The following is a 19,369-nucleotide window of genomic DNA, read 5'->3' on the forward strand; positions in this document are numbered from 1 at the left end:
GGTTGTCAGCCTTGTGGGCATGACGCGAATTGGGGGGGGCGCCGGAGACTTCCAGGCGCCAATAGCCGGCCCCCCTACACCCAGATCGCATCCCAGTGCGGATAATCGCCAACTTTGCTCACCAGCTCCGCTCTTACCGGGTTGACAATAATGTATCTCGCGGCGCTCGATACATCCTCCTCACGGCGCAACGCATGATCGTGGTAGCCCGCCTGCCAGACGGGCACGGCCCTTGCACCTGCTTTACGCAAGGCGTGACTGGATCTGGATTTGAACCGACACATCAGCGTGCCCAGGGTGACGTCCTGCAATTCGATCAACCAGTGCACATGGTCAGGCATGATCACCCATGCCAGTGATAGACAGTCGCGGTCCTGGTCAGCTTGTCGAAGTGACTTGGTCACCAACCGGGCAAAGTGAAAGTCACGGAACAGGGGACTACGACAGTGGGTGACTGATGTAAGCAGGTAGAGTCTGCCGGGTTGTGAACATCTGCCTTGGCGGAGCAGACAACCTCTATGATCGGGCATGCGGTCATCCTTGAACTGACATGTCCTTGGCAGAGTAGCCACATGGGTACTTCGCTCCAAGGAATTAGCTTTTCACCATGTAACCCCGCTAATTGCACAGTCCCATGGCTGACAACCATGGCCTATCAGGCATAGGTACGTTGCAACAAATGTAGGAGCGGGCTTGCCCGCGATGCGCCGCGCGGGCGGCGCTCGATCTCAACCGCACCACAACTCCCAAGACTAGCCAAACGTGAACACCGTCGAGATGCCGTCCTGCCACGATTGCGCCTCTCTAAACCGTGGGTTCTAATGCCGCCGACTGTTTTATCTGCGCAACCCAAGGACGCTTCAACATGCACAGGAAGATCGTACCGCTGGCTTTGTTCGCCAGCCTCGTCGGCTGCTCGGAAACCCAGGACGTCAGCAAGGCCAGTTTCCAGAAAGCCGCGCAGTCCTACCTCGACACCCAGTATCCACACTGTTTCGTGGTCACCGACTTCCCCACCCGGACCCAGGACTTCGACGTTACCGGCAACAACAAGGCGCTGCATGCCCTGGCCGGGGTCGGCATCGTCAGAGAAAAGGAAATCGCCCGCGTCGAAGTGCCGAAGCGGCTGTGGCAAGAGGCACGCACGGACATCTACTACGCCTACGACCTCACCGAAGAGGGCCGCAAGTACTACAAGGCCGATGCGCAGAAGCTGTCCGATGGCCAGACCCACGGAGGCCTGTGCTTCGGCAAGGCCGAAGTGACGGCGGTCGAGCAGTTCAGCGAGCCGGCCAAGCGGATGGGCCAGACGGTTTCCGACGTGACCTTTGCCTACACCATCACCGGGTTGCCGGACTGGGCGAGCAATGCCGAGGTGAAGGCCACCATCGGTGAGCTGGACAAGGCGCTGGCTACCCGCGACACACCGGCCAGGGAGAAACAAGTGATGGTGCTGACCCAGCACGGTTGGGTGCACGAAGGGCTGGTCGCCAGGCGATAGGGCCCGGACAGGCTCACATCCACCAGGCCAATACCAGCGGCAACCAGGCGAACGACAGTATCGTCGAACACATCACCAGGTTCGCCACCTGCTCCGGCGATCGATTGGCCCTGAGCGCCATCAGGTAGTTGAACACCGCCACCGGCATCGCCGACTGCACCATCAGCACCGCCCGCTGCAAGTGCTCCATGTCCAGAGCGGCGCCCACCGCCCACCCCACCCCTGCTCCCAGCACGATCCGCACACCGCCCAGCAGCAGGCCACTGGCGATGTGCTGTGGGCGGATGCTGGCCAGCGACACGCCCAGGGTCAGCAGCATCAAGGGAATGCACATCCCGCCCAGCAGTTCTGCCGTGTTGGCCACCCAGCGTGGGAGGTGGATATCGAAGAAGATCATCGGCAAAGCGAGGGCCAGGCTGATGACGATGGGGTTGCTGACCAGCGCCTTGAACGACGCCGTGGTACCGGAAATGGCCATGCCGACCGTGAACTGCACGATCGAAAGTCCCAGGAAGAACGCCATCGCCAATGCCAGGCCCTGTTCGCCAAAGGCGTACAGGCTGATCGGCAGGCCCATGTTGCCGGTATTGGGGAACATGAACGCCGGCAGCAATACCCGCCAGTCCTGGCGGCTGAGGCGACACACCAGCAACCCCGCCAGGGCCATGAGCAAAGTACAGAGCAGGCAGGCCAGGGCCATGCTGGTGAAAGCAGTGGGATCGAGTTGGGTGCGGTTCAGGGTCGCCAGCACCAGCGCGGGTGTGCCGACGCTCATGACCATCCGGGCGACGAACTGGGTGGGGTAGTCCAGGACCGATCGGGCCCAGGCATAGCCGATGCCGGCGACGATGAAGACCGGTGCCAGCACCGCGAACAGCGAAGCGAACATAAACCTTCCTTCCCTGGATCAGCTGCGCAAAGGCGTCATTATGCCGCAGGGCCAGGCCCCTTGGGGAAATCATTCCTACACCTTAGAATCGCGCGTCCTACTCCCCTGTGCCGCCACTGCCGGCAACTGCGTTCTCCCCCTTTGAGGTTTTTATGTCTCCGCGTTTGCTGGCCATGGCGCTGGCACCCCTGCTCGGGCTGTTCATCATTGCCCTGGGCAACGGCTTCATGTCTTCCCTGACCACCCTGCGCCTGGGCGCTGCCGGCGAATCGGCCACCACCATCGGTATCGTCTCGTCGAGCTACTTCCTCGGCCTGACCCTGGGTGCGGTGTTCAACGACCGGCTGATCCTGCGCATCGGCCACATCCGCGCCTACACCAGCTTCGCCTCGCTGATCGCCGCCACCATCCTGCTGCAGGGGCTGTTCTACGACACCACCTGGTGGTCGATCCTGCGCCTGATCAACGGCTGGGCGGCGGTCGGCGTGTTCCTGGTGATCGAGAGCTGGCTGCTGCTGGCGCTGTACATGATCGCCTTCTATGGTGCCGGGGTGATCGCCCAGGCCGGCCTGGGCGTGACTGCGCAGCTGAGCGACAGCGCGCCGTTCATGCTGGCCGGCATGCTCGCCGCGCTGTCGGTGCTGCCGATCGTGATCCTGCCACGGGTCTCGCCGCTGCTGGACCAGGTCGAACCGCTCAAGCCGCGCCAGCTGCTTGGCGTGGCGCCTTCGGGGCTGGTCGGCTGCTTCGGTTCGGGGGTGGCCATCGCCGGGATCTACGCCCTGCTGCCGCTGTACCTGCAGCGTATCGGCCTGGATGTAGGTGAAGTGGGCAGCATGATGGCCTGGGTGATCCTTGGCGCCATGCTGCTGCAATACCCGGTGGGGCGCTGGTCCGACCGCAAAGACCGCCAGGACGTGCTGATCGCCCTGGCCGCGCTGTGCGTGGTGCTGTCGCTGGTCACGGTGTTCCTGCCCTCGCACTCGGCGCTGCTGCCGGCGATGCTGTTCCTGCTCGGGGGCGGGGTGTTCGCGCTGTATCCGGTGGCGGTCAGCCATGCTGCCGACCGGGCGCCGTCCGATGCGCTGGTGCCGATGATCCAGGGCCTGCTGCTGATCAACTCGCTGGGTTCGGCCATGGCGCCGCTGGCCATTTCGCCGGTGATGACGCAGTTTGGCGAGCCGGGGTTGTTCTGGGCGTTTGCGGTGGTGAACCTGGCAATGGTGTGCTTCTTCCTGTGGCGCCGGGGCAAGCGGCCAGCGGCCGAGCATCCGGCGCCGTTTACTGCCTCGACCACGTTCTCGCCGACGGGGGCGGAGTTGCGGGTGACCGAAGATCTGATGCATGCGGCGCAGGAGCATCCGCCGCTGGAGCCTGTGGAGGCTCAGCGGGCGCATTGATGGTGGGGCTGCTATGCAGCCCTATCGCCGGCAAGCCGGCGATAGGGCCCTGACTGACCGCCCGTCGCCCGACGGGCACCCTGCCATCCCCCGCCAGCCAAACGAATGACAGATCATCCGCACAGGAGCTTCGCCATGATCCGCATTCGCCCACTTGCCCTTCTGCTCGCCCTGGCCCTGGGCCTTGGCAGTGCCAGCAGCTTTGCCGCCTCGGACACTTCCACCACCAACACCGACGCCTATCCGAAAACCGACGAGCAAGGCGGCAAGACCGCCGGTGAAGGTAGCAGCGTCAACAGCCCCGGCAGCGGCAAGGCCAACGACAGCAGCGACACCGGCAGCAATTCCGACGCCGCCGATGGCGCGGCGGGAGGTTCCAACAGCACCGGCGAAGCCACCGGTTCCGGCGCCGGGCACAGCGGCGGCACCGCAGAAGACCAGGACAGCCGCTGACTGGACTACACTGCGGCGCATCGCCCCGCCGAGAAATCGCCATGAACCTCAAGCCCTGGCTGTTCGCCGCATTGTTGCCCTGCACTGCCCTGGCCGCCGGCGGCAGCGCCGGTGCGCTGTCGATCAGTTCGTCGTCGTTCACCGATGACGGCGTCATCGCCCTGCAGCAGGTCGGGACCGACCCGGCCTGCGGCGCGGGTGAAGAGCAGACCCCGCAATTGAGCTGGGACAACCTGCCCGCCGGCACGCGCTCACTGGCACTGATCCTGTTCGACCCGGACGGTGGCAAGGGCGTCGGGGTGGTGCACTGGGTCGCCTACAACATCGACCCGGCGCTGGATGGCTTGAAAGAAGGCACCGCCGGGCTGACCAGCCAGACGCTCATGGTCGGGCGCAATTCACGCGGCACCCTCGCCTACCGCGGCCCCTGCCCTCCCGCCGGGGACAACCCGCACCACTATGCACTGACCCTGATCGCCACCGACATTCCCCTCGGCACCTTGCCCGAGGGGCTGGACCGCAACGGCCTGGTGGAGCTGTTGCAGGGCCATGCCCTGGGCGCGCAAAGCCTGGTCGGGCGCTACGGGCACTGAGCCTCAGCGCCAGTACTGGGCATCGTCGACGATACGTTCGTGCCCGGCGAACAACGCCGGCAGCTGCTCTTTCAGGTAGTCGATCCAGGTCCTGACCTTGGCATCCAGGTAATGGCGCGACGGATAGATCGCATACAAGGCACTTTCCCTTAGCCGGTACGGCGCCAACAGGCGCCGCAGTCGGCCCTGCACGATGGACTGGCTGGCCGTATAGAACGGCAACAGCCCGATGCCCATGCCCAGCTCGCTGGCCACCAGCATGGCGTCGGCGACATTGGTCTGGAAACTGTCGTGCGGGGCGATCACGCAGTGATCGAGCCCTTGCGGGAACACCCAGTCACCTTCGTTCATCGGGTAGGCCATGCGCAGGCAGCGATGCTCGTGCAGGTCTTCCGGGCGCTCGGGCACGCCGTGGGCCTGCAGGTAGCTGGGCGCGGCGCAGGGGATGCTGAAGATGGTGCCCAGCGGCACGGCGATCAGCTGCGAGTCCGGCAGGGTCTCGTCCACGGTGATCACCACGTCGTGGCCTTCGGCCAAGGGGTCGGGGTTGCGCTGGGACAGGGTCAGTTCGATCACCACATCCGGGCACACGCTGTTGTAGCCGGCCACCAGCGGCATCAGCAGCATGCCCAGGCCATGCGGGCAATGCAGGCGTAGCCGCCCGCGCGGGGTGAGGTGGGCGCCGCGGGCCTCGTCCATGGCCTCGTCGGTGAGCAGCATGATCTGCCGCGCACGTTCGAGAAAAAGTTCGCCCGCCTCGCTCATGCGCAGGCGCCGCGTGGTGCGGTGCAGCAGGCGAGTCTGCAGCTGGTTCTCGAGTTCCGCGACGATCCGCGATACCTGCGCTGCCGAGATGTCCAGGGCATTGGCGGCCGCGGCAAAACTGCCGCACTCCACCACCCGGGCGAAGGTACGCATGGCGTGCAGCATGTCCATGGGGCTGAGCTCCTTGTGCGTTCTTATTCGTGCGTTCCAGGCAGGAATCTATCACGAGTTAGCCCATTTATTGAGGATCACCAATGAATACATCATTGGTAAAACATTGAAAGGAGCCCGTCATGACCACCAAACGCTCGACTGCCGTGATCGCCGTGAGCGCTCTGCTCGCCCCATTCGCCGCGCTGGCCGACAGCGCTAGCACCCAGCCGGTGGCCGTCAGCGCAGAAAACTACGAATACGGCATGCCGCTGGATGTGGCCAAGGTCATTTCCATCACCCCGGCCAGCAACGTCGCCGACTGCCAGGTGGGCACCGCGCACATGGTCTATGTCGACCACCAGGGCCAGACCCGCGAGGTCAATTACCGGGAAATGGGCAACTGCTCGCAGCTGTGATCAGGCCAGCAGCTGGTTGATCCAGCCGACCTGGCGGGCGAAGTCGTTGCGCTTTTCCTGCGGGATCGCGTCACGGGCGCGTTCGAAGTTGGCCAGGGTCTGTTGTTTCTGACGCAGCATCCGCTGCCATTTGGTGATGAATGCCGGGCTCTTCTCGCGCATCAGCAGCGGGCCGAAGTACAGCTCTTCAGCACTGTAGGTCGCCCCGTCACCCGGTTCGGCCACGATGATCTCGTAATCGAAACGATTCTCCCGCAGCAGCTCTTCGCAGACGATTCGATACCCGTTGGCCATCAGCCAGCCGCGCAACGCGCGCTCGTCGCCGTTGGGCTGCAGGATCAGGCGCTCGTTGCCGCTCAGGCGCTGCTTGCCGCGCTCGAGGATTTCGCACATGGTCAGCCCGCCCATGCCGCACAGGCTGACTGCCGTGATGCGATCCTGCGACTCGATCGCCTCCAGGCCGTCGGCCAGGCGTACGCAGACCCGTTGTTCCAGGCCGTTGCGCCGCACGTTGCGCCGGGCCGAGTCATAGGGCGTCTGCGCCACTTCGCCGGCCACGCCCGCTTCGATGACGCCGCGCAGCGTCAGGGCAACGGGCAGGTAGCCGTGGTCCGAGCCGATATCGGCCAGCCGCGCGCCCTGCGGCACATGGGCCGCCACGCGCTCCAGGCGCATCGACAATGTCTGTTCGTTCAACTCAAGCCCCTTGTTCACAATCGGCGCGATTCTGACGGTCGGGGCGCGGTATTACAACGTGCGCGGGCCAAACGGTGGCGGTGGCTCGACCGCTGCGCCGGGCTCGCGTAGGCTTGCCGCTTTCCTTCCGTTGCAAGTGCACCCTCGCCTACCTCGCCCCGCCTAGCTCGGGGCACTCAGTTAAGACCATCAAACTGTAAACCCCCAAAAGTACCACCTACGGGAGTAACGACGATGGGCAACCCTAGAATCCACGTACCTGCACCGATAGCCGACGCGCTGGTGCACCCTACCCCACTGTGCGAGGCGCTGGGTATCAGTCGGGCCACCCTGGACCACTGGGTGGCGGCTGGGCACTTCCCTGCCCCTATCGTGATCGGCCAGATGCGTGGCAGCGGCAAGGTGTCCCGTACCGCCTTCCTGAAAAGCGAGATCGACGCCTGGATCGAGTCGCGCAAAGCCGACCGCGCAGCCCGCCGCAAGCAAGCCACCACAGCACCAGCATGAACTGTATCCGCTCCATAGCGACTGTGCCGTCAGAGCGCAGCGCCGAACTACCCCCCACTCACGGACTTCCTACAACGCGCAACAAAAAGCCCGGACAACGCGCACACGCAGCCGGGCTAGGGGGTACAACAGATGTCAACCAATGATTGCACCGACCAAACCGTAGTGCCTGAGCGGGAGGTCGATTTCAGCCACGGCAGCCAACCGCAAATCGCTGAGGCACACGCCGGGTCGTCTGGTCGGGCCAAGATGTGCCCGGAGGACCACAACACGCTTGAACTGATCTCCGAAGATTTCGTGGTGTACGCGGCCAGCGACAAGCCGTTCTACCACAAGCGTTCCGGCGACCAGCTGAGCGAAAAGGGCTTCAAGCACTACTGTGCCGAGCACTATGGGCAAGTCACGTCGCACACTGAAGACAAGGATGGCAACCCTAAAGAGAAGCGCCTGAACTCTGGCGAGTTGTGGGGCAACCCGGACTTCAATATCGACAGCCGGCGTGTAGTCCGGCGCATCGTGATGGAGCCTACCCGTACCCCGGAGTCGGACTGCGACCTTGAAGTGTACAACCGCTGGTTCGTGCTCAAGGAAGAAATGGTTACCCCGCACCCGACCGCTACATCCAACGACATCGAGATTTTCATACGCCACCTGATGTACATCAGCGACAACGACCAGCAAGGCGTCATGTTCTTCCTGAACTGGTTGGCACAGCTGTACCAGACACCCGACGTGAAGCTGCCGAGTGCCATCGTGCTCTACTCCAAGTTCGGTGGTGTGGGTAAGTCGATGCTCTGGGATTTGCTCAAGGAAGTCTTCGGGCGGTCCATGGTGGGCAGTTGCAACGGCGCCAGCCTCAACAAGTCTTTCGACGATGTGACCGAGCACAAGCGCATCCTGTTCGTGAACGAAATGGCAAAGTCTGACAGGGCGGACGGGTACGAACGCTTCAAGAACATGATTTCGGAGGAACAGGTATCGTTCGAAGGCAAGGGCAAAGCTGCGCGGGATATCCGCAACATCACGCACTACGTGGTCACCACCAACAACGAAGACGCGCTGCCACTGATGGAAGGCGACCGCCGCGTGCTGGTGTTGCGTTGCAGCGCCCAGCCGAAAGAACCTGGTTACTACAAGGAACTGGGCGCCTGGATGGCAGGGCCTGGTCCCGCGCTGCTGGCCGGTGTGTTGTCCCGCTGGCAGTTCCCGGCCAACTGGGACTTCAAAGCACCTGTGCCACAGACTGAGGCCAGCCGCGAAATGCAACATGCTGCGCGCAGCGCGCTTGTCTCCTTCATCGACGAACTGGTGCAGGACGGCAAGGCGCCTTTTGACCGCGACCTTGGTCGCTGCACCGGGGTCATCGAGCAGCTTGGCACCCTCTACCCGACCGCGACGAAAGGGTTCCGACTTGACCCGGTGAGCCTTGCCAAAGCATTCAGAGCGCTGGAGTACAGCCAGGTCAATGCCAAGGCCACACGAGCGGCGGACAAGGCATGGTGCTGGCGCAACTTCGGCTGTTGGGATTCCCAGTCGCCAAAGGTGTTCAACGCGCACATTGGTCAGGGCGTCACGCCCCCAGGCTACCCCAATGTAGCGCTTGTCCAGGGAGGTGCCGACCATGGCCGTGCATGACTTCAATGCGGCGGCACTGCGCGCCTATCGCAAGCGCCAGGACAAGGGCGCCATCGAAGTGGTCGCCAATGACAGTCCGCTGGCCATTGCAGCCAGGGTGGCCGATGACATGGAAGTCATCGACCTGAAATGGCTGGCCGAGGTCGATGACCAACTCTCACCCGAGCACATCCAGACCGTGCGCCACGCGGCGCACACGGGAGCTCACCTGCTGTACGGCACGCCAACCCCGGCGCAAGTCCTTGGCATGGCGCACAACTTCCTGCGCTATCTCGACCGCATCGGCGTGCTCGATGCGTGGAGGAGAAAGTCATGAACAACGGCCAAGAAGATTTCACTGTCGTTCAGATGGCGGCATTCACCCTGGCAGGCGCCGTGTTTTGGGCAGCCTTCGCGGCGCTGTTCGCCTGGATATGCGAAGCTACACTGACGAACCTTCTTTTGGCGGCAGCGGGGGGCTTCGCGGCCTGCTGCATCCTGATGCCGCTTTCGTTCGCCTGGAACTGGGTGCTGTACAACGTTCGGCATTTCGTCGAAGTAGTCGTGTCGCTGGCGCTGGGGGCGCTGGTGTGGGGCCACCTGTACATGCTGCTGCGCGTGGTTGGGCTAGAGTTCGGGCTGTACGCGGTGCCGAGCATAGCGGGCTGGCTGCTGGTCAGTCTGTGGCTGTTCCTGCGGGCGTTCACACCGCACGGTCGTGTGGGCTTCAAAGATATGTGGCACCGACTGCGACGGGTCAGGTAGGCGTGGGTTTAGCTTTCGACGAGGTATGGCATGGCAAGGCCGGGAGGGGCATGCCGGGGCCGGGCGTGGCAAGGGCTGTAATCAGCGGTTAGCACATTGACAGCAGTGTGCTCCCCGGTGGCATCAGTCACCACCAGCGGCGTCGATTGAAGGGCACCGATGGTGACACAGGCTGTTTCTAGCCGTGATCGTAGACGGTGAAGCCTCTATCCACCCATAGGACATGGAACGTCCTTCCAGAGCGGAAGCCGACCATCGGCGCTTTTCCGATAGCCCGAAACGCTATCAGGTTCACGTCCTCGGTCACGACTGGCGGTAGCGGAGCTTTGAGGGCGTTTCTGGCGATGGTCTCATAACCCAACCCGTGCCTAGGGGCTTGTCTCAGCTCCTGCCAACTCAACTGGCTTATGGTGCGCAGCTTGCCTAGCATTGTCCCGCGCTCGTCATTGGTGCAGTCGCTGACACAGTAGCCATTCTGGAGAAACTCGAACGAGAAAATAGGCGGCTTGAGGTCGGGGTTCTCTGTCGGTTCTGCACGCGGCTTGAGTAACTGACTCTGCTTTGGGGCGCGACCTTTGAGGTGGCTCATTCGAACACCCCTACTTGATATAGTCCTTGAAGAACGCCGCCATCTCGTCTTTCGGAATGCGGAGGTTATGCTCCCCCGGCTTGTAGTTGTTCTTCCACGGCGCCTCTTCGTGAGTCATTTCACGCAGCCGCCACGCAGAATACTGGCCATAAATCTGTTGCACTTCATTCAGCAAAGTGAGCTGCTCGAACGAGAACACCGACTGATCGAAGTCCGTAGGCACGGGGATGCTGCCGCTACCGTGGTGCTTGAAGTGGTGGTAGACATCAGGCACAACAGGGCCGTGCGTCCACGCTTCGATTTCTTCCCCGAACAACGGTGTGCCGTATACCGCAAGGTGAAACCCTTGGGCGTAATACACGAGCTTCTGTAGCTTCAGGTTGGACACAAGGTCGCCTGCGTCTTCGTTCGCCTGTGCGAGGAAAAACTTCGCGGCATCGATAGCGTTGGGCATGTGACCTCCGAGTCGGCAACTACAGGTATAGCATCAGGGCTGCTGATTATCCGCCCGACCGCTCAGAAGTCAACCGGGGTTCGTCAGCTGGGCGCCATCCTTAGCGCCGCGCATGTGCACATCAGTCATCCACCATCCGCCCGCGTGGTGCCGGGCGCTGGGATTCGGGGCGGCCTACACCGCCCTTGCCGGCACCCGGGCTGGTGGGTTTGCTCTTTGGTGAGCCGTTGCCCACGGTGCGGACTGGCCGCTTGCTGACACCATCACGTTTGTCGCTCATCACTCACCTCTTGTGCGCCGGAATGACGCTGTTCAATTCTTCGAGCAGGATGCGTTCCAGCTCAGCCACAGTGGGCCGTTCGCCGGAGTAGACCCACAGCGCGGCCCGGAAACCACGGCACAGCATCCGGGCACGCAAGCGCGTGTGTGCGTCACCTCGGCGCTCGGCTTGAGTCTGCAGGTTGAGCAGCATGCGTTCGATCTGTTGCTCTCGCGAAACGTGGGCCTCATTCACGATCAGACCCTCGGCCCGCTGGCCGACTGCCGGCGCATGTTGGCGCACAGCTGGTCGAACTCGGCGTCGGACATGGCCGACACACTGGCGGCAGTCAACTTGCCGGCAACGGTCGGATCGGCAGCACCGCCGACGCTGCCCAAGCTGGTATTGCCTGGCACCCTGGCTACGCGTGGCAGATCGCCGCTTGGCGCATGTGGCACACGTGCACCAGGGGTGAAGCCGAGCTGCTGTGCGAACTCCCACACATGCCGCGCCGGGTCTATGCCGCTAGTCTGGCACTGCTGCACAAACTGTAGGCTTGCCAGCGCTTTGACCTGCTGCATCGTCTGCGGATCAGCGCCGGGGTGCATCGCACGCAGCTGGTCGTTGACGTGCTGGTCCACTAGGTCGAACGCGGCGCGATAGCTGTCTTCCCCTACCTCGTCTGCCAACGCCCGCTCGGATGCCACCACACTCGGGGCCACCGCAGAGGTCTGGCGCTGCACCTGGGCTTCGAAATCGCGCTGCGCGAGTTGCTGTTGCTGTGCGGCCAAGCGCTGCTCGAACTGTTCGCTAAGGGCGCGCACATGCCCTTCGGGGTCGTCAGCGAACTCGGGGATTTGCGCCTGTTGCTGGGCAGCCTGCAGTTGTGCGAGCTGCTGTTGCAGCTGCTCGCGCGCGACACGCTCCTGTTGCAGTTGCGCGTTGATCTCTTGCCGGCGCTGACGCTCTTCCTGCAGGGCAGCTAGTGGCACCTGCTTGCGGGGTAGCTGACCGGCTGGCGGTTCGGCACCATCGGCATCTGCCGCATCGCTGGATGGCGGTTCAGTGCTGTTGCGTGCATCACGCTCGCGGTTGGCGTCGTCGAACAGCTCGACCTCATCGGCCACGCTGTTGGGCAATGCGGTGTCGTGGTCTGGTGCGTCCGGCACACCAGTGCTGCCGGTCACTTCGGCGGCAAATGCGCCGATATCGAAATCACTCATGACGTGCTCCTTTGCGGGCTGCGGATGGGCGCCGGGTGGCACCGAACGTTGCAGGTTCTTCATGGATTGGGTCGGCCTTCAACGCGTTTACGCCCGCGTCTGCAGGCTTGGCGTTATGTCGTAGGCCGTACTGCTCGGTCAGGTGATCGACGCCGGCCTGGGTTGCAAGCTGGGCCTTCTGGCGCTGGAGCGCTTCGGCCAATTGCTCGGCAAGCCGGTCGCGCACCTTGAGGTGCTGGAGTTCGGCGCGGTACGCGCTGATTTCAGTGTCGGTCAGCGGTCTGCGGGTGATCTGATCCGGGGACCAACCAATCACGCGACCGGTGCGACAGGCCAAGCGTTCGGCACGGGTGAGCTTCAACAGCCAGCTGAGCAGCGTCCCCTCGGCCTCAGGTGCGGAGCGGCACTCGACAATGGACGGCACCTTCTCGTCGGTCACGCTGCTGATACTCCACATCGGCCGTGGCAGGTGCACAGCGAACACGTCGCCAGTGCCCCGCTCGATCTTGGCGCGGCTGGTGTCAAGGCTGTGCAGCTTCGCGTCGAGGCGCAACTGCTGCAGGTGTTCAAAGGTGTAGTGGCTCACGATGCGGTGCTCCTTCGTACGGCGTCCAACTGGGCGCGCAAGTGGTCGAGTTCAGCCGACTGGGCGTTGGTGCGAAGCCGGTTATCCGCAGACTTGAGGCGCTGGAGCGCCGCATGCGCGTTACGGAGCGCGACCCGCGCAAGTTCCTGCTCGCTATCGAGAAACTTCCTCGCGTCCAGCAACTCGTCAACGCGCTTCTGTGCGGCCTGGATAGCGGTCTGGCATTCGTTCAGGGTGTTCATTTGCGGGCCTCCCGCTGTTGGATGGTGGACTTCAACTTGTTCAGGGCGGTCCGGTTGCCACTGACCACGTAAGGGAGCATCGCGATCTTGACGACGGCGCGTGCTTTGTCACGCAGCTTGCCCAGCGCAGTGCGGCGCTGGTCGTCATCCATGGCCTTCCACTCCTTGCTGTTCATGAGTGCGACGGCGTCACGACGCAGCAACTGCCCTGTAACCTCAGAGCGCTCGCGGATCTGCTCGGGGGTAAGCACATGTTTGTTCTTGCCGGCCGTGATGAAGTCCTGTTGCCTGCCCGGCGACCATCCAAGTCGTGCCGCTTCCTGGCGGAGCGGGTCTTGGCTTTCCTCGACGTGGGTCATCGGGATCATCGAGTGCAACACGGTGTCGCCTTGGCGGCTGTTGGGGATTGGCTGCCCCCAGTCATCCAGGCGCGGAGGTAGATCATCGCGCAGTCCAGGCACACGATTGGCCAAGGCGTCGGCCATCGTCTCAGGCTGACGGGCGTAGGGGTCTTGGCGACTAGCAATGTTTGCCACCAACGCGTTCGGCTGGAGCACAGAGGCGGCGGTCTGTTTGACGAAGCTGGGCAAGTACCGCTGTGGATCTGCAAGCGCCATCGACAGCCGTTGGACGCCGGAAAACCAAGTCTTGTTGGCAACGTTGTTGGCGAACGACGAGACGAGTTCCAGGGCGTTGTCTTCTGCGCTCTTGCTTCGCCAGTCCATGTTCACCAGGTCAGCAGTCATTGAGGCCCACATGGCGAAAGGGTCCAGCCGATTGATGCCGTACCAAGTGTCGCCGAGCTTGACCGAATACGGCTGGTTGCCTGCAGCGAGCCAGGCTTTGCGTTCCTTGTCATCGCTCGGCCCGGAGCCGGTCAAGTAACCCGCCTGGGCCAGCAGCCCGGCACCAATCATGATTTGCGTGCCAGTCAGCACACGGGCAATGGCCTGCTCTTGTATGGCACCACCGGCCTTGATGTCGCGCCAGGTACTGGGGGCGAACAGTCCAGCAAAACTGCTTTTGAGGGCGCGCTTTACAATCGAGCTTGGCGTCTTTATGAATGGAATCAGGATGTTAAGCCACGGTAACGCAGCCTTGGCAGCGAGCACCTTGGACACCAGCGGCCCGGCCTTGGCATTGAAGGTGGATTCCCGCGCCATGTTGCCTGCCGTTTCGATCATGGCGGGCGTTGGGTTGTTGACCAGTTGCTCGATGCGGCCGCTCAGCTTGATGCCTTGAGGCAATACACCGTCGCGCTTTTCCTGGGAGGCGATGCGGTGCGCCTGGGCGCGCAGCTCTGCCTCGTAATTGGTGACGGCGTAGTAAGCATCCTCCGCGCCAAGGAATCGGAACGAAGCCAGCGCTGCGTTATCGAACGCCAGCTTGGCCGTGCCCTTCATGCCTGACATGGTCCGCTGCGGGAGGCTGGAGTTTTCCAGCTTGCCGGAACCCAGCAGTGGGGATTCCCCTTGTGTGAACGCCTTGCCAGTGGCGGCAAGTGCTTTGGCCTGGCCACGGATGGCGCCGCTCAGAAGGGCGACAGGTTCTGACCAGGTGGTTTCACCCTTGAGGCCGAACATGCGCTTGGCGCCTGCGAGGATCGCGGCGTTGGTGCGGTCCATCAGGTTGACGCCGATCATGCCGGTGTTGCCTGCCATGTTGGCGATGTGCGTGGTCGGGTCGTACAGCCAGCCGGCTTTGATGTAGTCGGTGATGTGGTTGCCTTTCTGGATGACCTTGGCAGCGTTCTGCAGGCCGCCAGACTGGATGGCAGCACCAATAGCGGTGGCCAGGTCATCAGCACCGGATACACCACCGACGCTTTCGAGGATGGCTTGGGCCTGTTTAATGTCGGAGACCTGACGGCGCTGGGCGGCCATCGCCCGACCGGCTTCTGCTCTGGCACCGAGCAGCTCGCCAGTTGTACGGCGCATGTTGGCCAGGTCGTCGACGAACTGGGCGCGTTCGATATCAGTAGCCTGACCTGACGTAATCCGCTGTTGAAGGTCGAGCACACTTGCCATCTGGCTCTGTACTGCGGATGTCACTGCGCGGAACTGCTCTGCGTTGAACGTCTGGCCCAACTTGCGACCGTGCGCCAATGCCTGGGCGCCGTCCAGGCCGATCAGGTTGGCCAGTCGTTTTTGCTCGGCCTCAGTGACCACGCCACGGCGCAATACTTCTACATCAGCCTCAACCGGGCGCAGCAGGTCCAGCGCTTGGGCGCGCTGCTCGCCCTGGACACCGAGCCGGTCCAGTAGCGGGTTGATATCCTGGCTGCCGGCGAATGGGGTTGGTGCAGGCCGTGGTACTGGCGCTGGAGTTTCGACCGGCGCGGCCTGTTGCGCTTCTGGCACGGGCGCTGGCGGTTGTTCAATTGGGCGCTGAGGTTCCGGGTTGCGGCCCATTGCCCCGGCCAACACGGAGCCGGTCAGCGCATCGACCGCCAAGTTCGAAGTGTCGAATGGTTGCTGCATGCCCTCGGGCAACACCATGTTGCGCATCTGCCGAGTGGCTTCACCGGTGAGGGCGCCAATCGGAGCACCAGTTGCCAGTCGTGTTGCCAGGTTGCCAGGCAGTGCGGCGGGCAACAGGCCCATGCCGATGTTGGCAGCGCCCGCAGCGGCAGCGCCACCGAGCGCTTGAGGAAGTGAGCCGGTGCGCGACTCGATATCGTGGCCGGTGTTGATCGCGTCGGTGGCCGCTGGAACGGCCATGGTGCGGGCAGCCTGGGCTACTTCACCGGCAACGCGTGGCAGGGTCGTAGTCGCTGCTTCGGCCATGGCTGGAGCGCGGGATAACCCACCTGTGGCCAACATCGACAGCAGGTTGCCGCCGAGGCCACCGACGCCGTGCATCACCCTGTTGACCAGCGGCGCGTCAGCAGCAGGCGCCAGCGAATCGGCGCGTTGTTGCAACGGGTTCAGCACATGTTCACTAAGAGCATTCTGCGCCATGCCCGGAGAGTCATCCGTAATGAGCCCCCGTGCTGCGTCGAACGTCTGCGCCGCTGGAATCCCGATGATTCGGGCTGCGGCCAGGCCCATGTTATCGACAGCGCGTGCGGCGCCGCGGTACAGCTCTGCTGGATCGAAGCTGCTCCCCGATGGCGAAGCAGTCGGCACAGTAGCCGCCATTGTCGGTGCAGGTTGACGCGGTGCCTCATCTGGCAAATCGTCGAACGACATTGCGCTGTCAGCGGACGCAGCAGACGGCGCCGGGGTGGGCGCTTCGTCTGGCAGGTCGTCGAAGTTCATGGCCATGGTCAGATACCTGCGGCGCCAATGTCAGCATCGCTGTAGCCCGCTTGCTTGAGGCGTGCGACCACAGCTTGCCGCGATTTGCCCGAAGCGATAGCGGCGCTGGCGGCTTTCAAGTTGTCATCGACGGCGGCCTTGGCTTTGCGTGCAGGTTGCACACCACCGCCAGCGGCTGCCATCGGCAGGACGCCGACCGGGCCTTGGGCTTGCGGGGCGTAGCTTTGCAGGCCACCACTACCTGGCAGCGCGGAAAGGTCCGGCTGGGCATCTGGTGCAGGGGTCAGCGCATCGACGACTGCGTCGAGCGCGGGTGTGGTCTTGGCTTTCCGTCCAGGGCTGTACTGGTTGAACGGCTCGCCATACTTCTCATACTGGCCGGTCTGTGGGTTCAGCACATGGCGCTGCATCTGACCGTCGCCCAAAGGTTCGTCGAGTACCTGGCGTTGGGTCGGCATACGCTGCCCGGACGGCTCGCGACCACCGGCACCGATGCGGGCCTGGCGGGCGTCGAACTGGCCTTGCTGTTGGGCCAGGGAGGCTTCCCGGTGGGCCTGTAAGGCGTCGCCGCTGTTGGCCCGGAGAATGTCATCGAGCGGCAGGCCAAGCGCGGCAAGTTGCCGGGCCAAGGGGCCAAGACTCGATTGCAGTCCGGGGTCTTGCAGTGCCTGCTCTTGGCGCTGTTGCTGGGCAAGCCGGGCCTGTTGCATGGCCTGCGCCTGTTCCATCTGCTGCATCTGCGCTTGACGGTAGGCCTGCAGCTGCTGCGCGTGTTGCTGCTGGGCCTGCATCTGCCCCATGCCGGCCAGCGCATTACCGAGGCGAGCGCCGCCGCTTGGGTTGCCAGGCTGGTAGCCGGACTGCGCCATCAGCTGCAGCCCCAGCTGCCCCAGCGGTGTGCCGGTGACATTGCCCAAGCCTTGGTTGAGTGTGGCGAGAACGTCTGCGAAAGCCATTTGCGGTGCTCCCCCGGCACATGCGCCGGATCAATGAATCGGGATGTCTGGATCGGCGGCGAGTTCATCGACAGCCTGTTCGGTCAGCAGCTCTTCGTCGGTCTTTAGCTGGTCCGCGAACGTGGTCCCGCGACGGGCAATGAAGCACCGGGCAGGGTCGATGACCTGGGTTGGCACAGGTGCCAATACAGCGCTGTAGCTGTTGTGCACTGCGCTGCCTGTACTGGCCGGTGCAGCCACCTCAAGCGCCCAGGCGAAGCCGGTGAGCGGTTTCAAGTTCGGGAATTTGATGATCTTCGCGGACATGGGCGTGACCTCAGTTGGTGGCCTTGGCACGGCTGGGCCGGGCGCGGGATTGGGTTCGGACGGGGGCGCTGCGGATGACTTCTTCGCGCTGCTCGGGTGTCAGCTTGCGCACGTCGTACCCGGGCGGGGTGTACAGCACACGTCCGTGGGCGTCGAAGATCGGTTCGTCGAACGGGGGCTTGGCCATGGCGTCCTCCGCTGGACGTGGGGTCAGCAGGGCAGCGCGCACACGTAGTTCAAGGTCGGACCAGCCAGCGGTGCGCTGCTGGATCAACTCGGCGAGCTGATCAAGGGTCCAGGCTTTGGCGGGCCTGCCACCCGTGGCGGTGTGCACCGTGGCGGCAGGCAGTAGCTCGGGGTGCTTGGCGAAGGTCGACACGTCCAGGCCTGCCAGCTTCGCGAGCTGCCTGACGGTGCACAGTGTGGCGGTTGTTGACTGGCTCACTGGTCGCTCCCCCCGAGTGATTTCGTGATGCCTTCACAATAGCCAGAATTGGTGCGGAGAATACTACCGTTCGTCTAACTTGATTCGCTTAATATAAAACCGTGTACTAATTTAAAAGGTTTTACACGTTTTAACTATTGGCACAAGTTGTTGATTTTTATAGGCTGGTCAGTGTTGGCGTGTAAGGTTTGAGTTATGCACACGGTTCTAATGGCTGTGCCGTTCGTCGGGGACTTCTTGAGGGCGGGAGTCTGCGCTGAAAATTTTTGGCGGGGAATTTGAGGGGCTTATAACTGGAGTTTAAAATTTTAGGTCGCGGCACACAGATGTGGTTATACGTATGAACGAACGCACAAAGGACGCGTGCCACCCCCACGGTGCCCGACGATTTCCGCCCCTGGGGCACTTTTCCAGCCACCCCGCCCATTCCACCTAGTGATCCTGCTCGGCCGTGCCTCTTTCGCTGAATTTGAATCGTTTCAGCAATGCCGATCTAATTTGTCTGATACATACCCAAAGCATTCGGGGTGATTTTTTTGTTTGGTGGATGATTCCTGGTACCAACAAACGTCCGTCAAACGATACCGCTGATCGAACTGCATATTGGTGCCAACAAATATGCTTGACCGTTTGTTGGTACTGATCTAGTTTGGCACTACGTTTGTTGGCACCATATAGAGAGGTGATCGCCATGAGAACGTTTGCATACTGCCGCGTCAGCACAGCCGACCAGACCACTGAGAACCAGGTACAACAACTGAAGGCTGCAGGATTCGCGGTGGAGCCTAAGCGCGTTGTCACAGAGACAATCTCAGGTAGCACCGTGGCAGCACAGCGACCGAAGTTCGCCACGCTGCTGGACCGCCTGGAAGGTGGCGACATCCTGGTCGTGACCAAGCTCGACCGGCTGGGCCGCAACGCCATCGACGTACAGTTCACGGTCAAGATGCTGGCAGAGCGTGGAATCAAGGTGGTCTGCCTGGCGCTGGGCGGCATGGACCTGAACAGCGCAGCCGGCAAAATGACTATGGGCGTCCTGGCGGCGGTGGCTGAGTTTGAGCGTGACCTGATTGTCGAGCGCACCCAAGCCGGCCTGGAGCGGGCCAAAAATCAAGGTAAGAAGCTGGGCAGGCCGGTGGCTACCAGCACAATGGAGAAGGTGCAGGCGCTCAAGGCGGGGCGGTCACAGAGCGAGGTGGCCAAGCTGTCCGGATTGAGCCTGACCACGGTCAAGCGGTACTGGAATGCTGAATAGTGGCTATACAGTGGCCATGATGGCACCAATGAATAGGTGAAT

General features: G+C 62.8%; 25 protein-coding genes. 10 read left to right on the plus strand and 15 right to left on the minus strand.

Annotated elements, in window-relative coordinates:
* Window positions 1-74: 74 nt before the first annotated feature.
* Complete coding sequence (locus PPL01S_RS15400; protein ID WP_028625420.1) at window positions 75-530, minus strand: REP-associated tyrosine transposase; 456 nt, start codon at window positions 528-530, stop codon at window positions 75-77.
* Between the two features lie 335 nt (window positions 531-865).
* On the opposite strand from PPL01S_RS15400, the gene PPL01S_RS15405 reads away from it, so the two are divergent.
* Complete coding sequence (locus PPL01S_RS15405) at window positions 866-1,501, plus strand: SEN1982 family lipoprotein (RefSeq protein WP_016394667.1); 636 nt, start codon at window positions 866-868, stop codon at window positions 1,499-1,501.
* Between the two features lie 13 nt (window positions 1,502-1,514).
* On the opposite strand, the gene PPL01S_RS15410 is transcribed toward PPL01S_RS15405, so the two are convergent.
* Window positions 1,515-2,390: an AEC family transporter gene (locus PPL01S_RS15410; RefSeq protein ID WP_016394668.1), complete on the minus strand. Its 876-nt coding sequence runs from the start codon at window positions 2,388-2,390 to the stop codon at window positions 1,515-1,517.
* 152 nt (window positions 2,391-2,542) lie between these two features.
* Between PPL01S_RS15410 and PPL01S_RS15415 the strand changes: the two genes are divergently transcribed.
* The 3 genes from PPL01S_RS15415 (at window position 2,543) to PPL01S_RS15425 (ending at window position 4,836) form a co-directional block, all read left to right on the plus strand.
* A complete protein-coding gene (locus PPL01S_RS15415; RefSeq protein ID WP_028625419.1) occupies window positions 2,543-3,790 on the plus strand; it encodes an MFS transporter in 1,248 nt (415 codons plus the stop codon).
* A 135-nt stretch (window positions 3,791-3,925) separates the two neighbouring features.
* A complete protein-coding gene (locus PPL01S_RS15420) occupies window positions 3,926-4,243 on the plus strand; it encodes a hypothetical protein (RefSeq protein WP_016394670.1) in 318 nt (105 codons plus the stop codon).
* 41 nt (window positions 4,244-4,284) lie between these two features.
* A complete protein-coding gene (locus PPL01S_RS15425; RefSeq protein ID WP_028625418.1) occupies window positions 4,285-4,836 on the plus strand; it encodes a YbhB/YbcL family Raf kinase inhibitor-like protein in 552 nt (183 codons plus the stop codon).
* Window positions 4,837-4,839: 3 nt separating this feature from the next.
* Here PPL01S_RS15425 and PPL01S_RS15430 read toward each other — a convergent pair whose 3' ends face one another.
* Window positions 4,840-5,772 carry a LysR family transcriptional regulator gene (locus tag PPL01S_RS15430; protein ID WP_028625417.1) on the minus strand — a complete coding sequence of 311 codons (933 nt, stop codon included), beginning with the start codon at window positions 5,770-5,772 and terminating at the stop codon, window positions 4,840-4,842.
* 122 nt (window positions 5,773-5,894) lie between these two features.
* On the opposite strand from PPL01S_RS15430, the gene PPL01S_RS15435 reads away from it, so the two are divergent.
* Complete coding sequence (locus tag PPL01S_RS15435; protein WP_016394673.1) at window positions 5,895-6,170, plus strand: DUF2790 domain-containing protein; 276 nt, start codon at window positions 5,895-5,897, stop codon at window positions 6,168-6,170.
* On the opposite strand, the gene PPL01S_RS15440 is transcribed toward PPL01S_RS15435, so the two are convergent.
* A complete protein-coding gene (locus PPL01S_RS15440) occupies window positions 6,171-6,866 on the minus strand; it encodes a tRNA (adenine(22)-N(1))-methyltransferase (RefSeq protein ID WP_016394674.1) in 696 nt (231 codons plus the stop codon).
* Window positions 6,867-7,100: 234 nt separating this feature from the next.
* Between PPL01S_RS15440 and PPL01S_RS15445 the strand changes: the two genes are divergently transcribed.
* The 4 genes from PPL01S_RS15445 (at window position 7,101) to PPL01S_RS15460 (ending at window position 9,752) form a co-directional block, all read left to right on the plus strand.
* Complete coding sequence (locus PPL01S_RS15445) at window positions 7,101-7,373, plus strand: helix-turn-helix transcriptional regulator (RefSeq protein ID WP_033743258.1); 273 nt, start codon at window positions 7,101-7,103, stop codon at window positions 7,371-7,373.
* Between the two features lie 132 nt (window positions 7,374-7,505).
* Window positions 7,506-9,008, plus strand: a complete 1,503-nt coding sequence (locus PPL01S_RS15450; RefSeq protein WP_028625416.1) for a DUF5906 domain-containing protein — start codon at window positions 7,506-7,508, stop codon at window positions 9,006-9,008.
* Window positions 8,995-9,324 carry a hypothetical protein gene (locus PPL01S_RS15455; protein ID WP_028625415.1) on the plus strand — a complete coding sequence of 110 codons (330 nt, stop codon included), beginning with the start codon at window positions 8,995-8,997 and terminating at the stop codon, window positions 9,322-9,324. Before PPL01S_RS15450 ends, PPL01S_RS15455 begins: the two co-directional genes overlap by 14 nt.
* On the plus strand, window positions 9,321-9,752 hold the full coding sequence (locus tag PPL01S_RS15460; protein ID WP_028625414.1) for a hypothetical protein: 432 nt from the start codon (window positions 9,321-9,323) through the stop codon (window positions 9,750-9,752). The genes PPL01S_RS15455 and PPL01S_RS15460 overlap by 4 nt, the downstream gene beginning before the upstream one ends.
* 178 nt (window positions 9,753-9,930) lie before the next feature.
* On the opposite strand, the gene PPL01S_RS15465 is transcribed toward PPL01S_RS15460, so the two are convergent.
* The 11 genes from PPL01S_RS15465 to PPL01S_RS15510 all read right to left on the minus strand — a co-directional run bounded on the left by PPL01S_RS15465 (window position 9,931) and on the right by PPL01S_RS15510 (window position 18,072).
* Entirely contained in the window at window positions 9,931-10,341 is a 411-nt protein-coding gene (locus PPL01S_RS15465) for a hypothetical protein (protein ID WP_028625413.1), read from the minus strand.
* Window positions 10,342-10,351: 10 nt separating this feature from the next.
* Entirely contained in the window at window positions 10,352-10,795 is a 444-nt protein-coding gene (locus tag PPL01S_RS15470; RefSeq protein WP_028625412.1) for a Panacea domain-containing protein, read from the minus strand.
* A gap of 121 nt (window positions 10,796-10,916) precedes the next feature.
* Window positions 10,917-11,075 (minus strand): hypothetical protein, encoded by a 159-nt coding sequence (locus PPL01S_RS25150; RefSeq protein WP_156042665.1) that lies wholly within the window; start codon window positions 11,073-11,075, stop codon window positions 10,917-10,919.
* Window positions 11,076-11,078: 3 nt separating this feature from the next.
* Window positions 11,079-11,309 (minus strand): hypothetical protein, encoded by a 231-nt coding sequence (locus PPL01S_RS15475; RefSeq protein WP_156042664.1) that lies wholly within the window; start codon window positions 11,307-11,309, stop codon window positions 11,079-11,081.
* A gap of 2 nt (window positions 11,310-11,311) precedes the next feature.
* A complete protein-coding gene (locus PPL01S_RS15480; protein WP_028625410.1) occupies window positions 11,312-12,277 on the minus strand; it encodes a hypothetical protein in 966 nt (321 codons plus the stop codon).
* The gene (locus PPL01S_RS15485) at window positions 12,270-12,863 is read right to left on the minus strand and encodes a hypothetical protein (protein WP_028625409.1); all 594 of its coding nucleotides are present in this window, start codon (window positions 12,861-12,863) and stop codon (window positions 12,270-12,272) included. Before PPL01S_RS15485 ends, PPL01S_RS15480 begins: the two co-directional genes overlap by 8 nt.
* Window positions 12,860-13,105 carry a hypothetical protein gene (locus PPL01S_RS15490; protein WP_028625408.1) on the minus strand — a complete coding sequence of 82 codons (246 nt, stop codon included), beginning with the start codon at window positions 13,103-13,105 and terminating at the stop codon, window positions 12,860-12,862. The genes PPL01S_RS15485 and PPL01S_RS15490 overlap by 4 nt, the downstream gene beginning before the upstream one ends.
* Complete coding sequence (locus PPL01S_RS15495) at window positions 13,102-16,371, minus strand: hypothetical protein (protein ID WP_028625407.1); 3,270 nt, start codon at window positions 16,369-16,371, stop codon at window positions 13,102-13,104. The genes PPL01S_RS15490 and PPL01S_RS15495 overlap by 4 nt, the downstream gene beginning before the upstream one ends.
* A gap of 2 nt (window positions 16,372-16,373) precedes the next feature.
* Window positions 16,374-17,321, minus strand: coding sequence for a hypothetical protein (locus PPL01S_RS15500; RefSeq protein WP_028625406.1), 948 nt, complete (start codon window positions 17,319-17,321; stop codon window positions 16,374-16,376).
* 30 nt (window positions 17,322-17,351) lie between these two features.
* Window positions 17,352-17,627, minus strand: coding sequence for a hypothetical protein (locus PPL01S_RS15505; protein ID WP_028625405.1), 276 nt, complete (start codon window positions 17,625-17,627; stop codon window positions 17,352-17,354).
* A gap of 10 nt (window positions 17,628-17,637) precedes the next feature.
* Window positions 17,638-18,072, minus strand: coding sequence for a hypothetical protein (locus PPL01S_RS15510; RefSeq protein ID WP_028625404.1), 435 nt, complete (start codon window positions 18,070-18,072; stop codon window positions 17,638-17,640).
* A 691-nt stretch (window positions 18,073-18,763) separates the two neighbouring features.
* On the opposite strand from PPL01S_RS15510, the gene PPL01S_RS15515 reads away from it, so the two are divergent.
* Entirely contained in the window at window positions 18,764-19,327 is a 564-nt protein-coding gene (locus PPL01S_RS15515) for a recombinase family protein (protein WP_033743251.1), read from the plus strand.
* The last annotated feature ends 42 nt before the right edge of the window (window positions 19,328-19,369 follow it).

The organism is Pseudomonas plecoglossicida NBRC 103162 = DSM 15088 (assembly GCF_000730665.1).
Taxonomy (GTDB): domain Bacteria; phylum Pseudomonadota; class Gammaproteobacteria; order Pseudomonadales; family Pseudomonadaceae; genus Aquipseudomonas; species Aquipseudomonas plecoglossicida.